The organism is Salipiger aestuarii (genome assembly GCF_003259905.1).
GTDB lineage: Bacteria > Pseudomonadota > Alphaproteobacteria > Rhodobacterales > Rhodobacteraceae > Salipiger > Salipiger aestuarii.
Window position 1 is genome coordinate 1 of the sequence record NZ_QLMG01000114.1, and the last position, 1822, is coordinate 1822.

Below are 1822 nucleotides of genomic sequence, written 5' to 3' on the forward strand. Positions count from 1 at the left end.
CCCGATCAGGCCTACTTCAGCCCGCCGATGCCCGAAGCGCGGCGGCACAACCGAGGCGGAAATCCACTTGCAAACGCCCGGAGCCTGTTCAGACAACCCGAGCCACTTCTCTTCTCGGCCCTCGGAAGGGCCGAGATCGTAGAAATCGCCTGGACTCAGGTGGGAAGGGGCGCAATCACGCCAAATTCTGATTTGTGCAACATTGCCCGAAACGCGTAAGATAGCATTTCATAGAAAAACTGAAGTTAGGCATGCGATGACACAAGTATTTCTCCACATTGGTGATATGAAAACTGGTACAACCTCGATTCAACGGGCATTGATGCGCGGGTCTTGGTCCGGTGTTGATCAAACGCTGTGCTATCCCGTGACCGAAGGGCATCCGTATCACCACCCACTAGGGAGCGCCATTCATCGCGGTGACAAGGCCGCAGTCGCGCAACAGATGTCGGCGATCTATGCGCGCATCAAGAAGTCGGGTGCCGACGTTGCTGTCATCTCGACCGAGCTGTTGGAAGAGGTGCCAGCGGTGGAGGTTATGCGGGTCATGCGCGATCATTTGGGAGAGTTTGCCGAGGGACTTAAGGTGATTGCCTATGTCCGCCCGCATGCCGAGCGCGTCCTGTCTAGTTGGGTGCAAGTCACCAAGCTGGGTCTCTCGTTCAAAACTCAAGCTGACTTCTATGGCAAGCTGGCGCCTGGCAAGCTGGCTTACGCGGACCGCTTTGGCGCATGGCGAGATTTGATCGGAGATCGCTTCGTCCTTCGACCAATGATCCGGGCCGAGTTGGCGGGTGGCGACGTCGTGCAGGATTTCCTCGAGATCGTGTTTGGCTCGCAATCGGTTGAGGCTGAGCGTGACTTGGAGTTGAACGAAAGCCTGTCCTTGTCGGACCTCGTGTTGCTGCGCCATCTTCACAAACATCCCCGCCGGATGCCCCAGAAAAACACGCGGGGCGCGCGCATGAGGATGGGCGAATACCTGTCCTATATCTTGTCTGCCATGCCCCGGCGGAGGGACAAGCGGCCGATGCTGTCGCGTGAGCTTTACGAACGTATCCGGCAGGAGCGCAGCGCTGATGCCGACGCGCTGGATAAGGCGTTCTTTTCGTCTTCTATCATGAGTGACGCGTTGGTCCGAGCTGCTGAAAAGACCGTTCCCGCAGAACAGCCGTTGGAAGCGGCAGACTATTTCAGTGCTGATCAGATAAGACACATCAACGCATTCAGCATCTTGCTTCATGACATGGTGAAATTCGCCCCCGAGGTCATGAATGTCTGTCTGACCCAAAAGGTTTATGTCACCATGCGTGAGAGCGTTTGGGCTGCGCGTGACACGTCCGCTGCACAAAGCAAGTAACTCAATTTCTTTTCTCCGATCGGACATGGTTCACGACCGTTCGGGTAGAGAGACACAGCACGCTTTAGCTCAATCGACCTAGAAAGGTCGGTGCACAAAAATGGACCCTGTTGCGTAAATCGGGTGGCGTCGGCCCTGAATACCATGCTTACGGGCTTGCCATTCGCCATCGCCGGGAAACTTGTTCCCGGTACTCAGGTGCGGCGGGCCATCCGCGCGGCGACAGGGGATCCGAACCGCCAAGGTTTTCTGCCTGGGGCACAAGGTGGAGAAGTCCGGTGCAGGCCAGTCCAGCCGCGCGAACCTGAGCAGGCTGGCTACCATCTGGCGCAACGGCGGCTTGAACAGGACTTGGATCGATAGGCAGAACGTAACCGCCCGATTGAGGCCGCCTGCCTGACGGCGGGGTTCCGAGCTAAGACACGTGCATAACGACGTCCTTAACGACGTGTCTTATTAGGA

At 57.1% G+C, this 1822-nt stretch carries 1 protein-coding gene and 1 pseudogene; one reads left to right on the forward strand and one right to left on the reverse strand.

Features of this window, described 5'->3' with window-relative positions; all coding sequences use genetic code 11:
* Positions 1–256: 256 nt before the first annotated feature.
* Entirely contained in the window at positions 257–1360 is a 1104-nt protein-coding gene (locus ATI53_RS22745; RefSeq protein WP_146610015.1) for a hypothetical protein, read from the forward strand.
* 126 nt (positions 1361–1486) lie between these two features.
* Here ATI53_RS22745 and ATI53_RS22750 read toward each other — a convergent pair.
* Positions 1487–1738 (reverse strand): annotated as a pseudogene (locus tag ATI53_RS22750) (transposase); the annotation flags it as partial.
* Positions 1739–1822 lie beyond the last annotated feature (84 nt).

Coding starts and splice junctions, on each gene's coding strand:
- ATI53_RS22745 (WP_146610015.1), top strand. CDS start 257: ATGACACAAGTATTTCTCCACATTGGTGATATGAAAACTGGTACAACC.